This window comes from Streptomyces sp. GbtcB7 (assembly GCF_019091445.1).
Lineage (GTDB): Bacteria > Actinomycetota > Actinomycetes > Streptomycetales > Streptomycetaceae > Streptomyces > Streptomyces mirabilis.
In genome coordinates this window covers 1-245 of the sequence record NZ_JAGXJM010000493.1, presented here as the reverse complement: position 1 = coordinate 245, position 245 = coordinate 1, and the positions used below count along the sequence as shown (strand labels likewise).

Genomic DNA, 245 nt, shown 5'->3' with positions numbered 1-245 from the left:
CGCTGTGCCTTGTACTCCAGCATCGCGAGGAACTGCGCCCAGCCGGCGTCGTGCACGGATTTGCCGAGCCGGGTGCGCGCGAGGGCTTTCACCGCCAGGTCCTCCGCGGCCGCTTGGTTTTCGCGGATCAGGCGGGTGGAGAGCTGGTGGTGGAACTCGCGGCGGGCATCGGCGACCTGCGCGTGCGCGCGGGCCACCTTCAGACGGGCCTTCTCCCGGTTGTTCGACCTCTTCTGCTTGCGGGA

Annotated in this window: 1 protein-coding gene; it reads right to left on the bottom strand. The window is 69.4% G+C overall.

Annotation, left to right across the window (positions count from 1 at the left end):
- Nucleotides 1-245 (bottom strand): transposase (locus KVT44_RS56585; protein ID WP_217577103.1); only part of this gene is annotated, 245 nt, incomplete at both ends.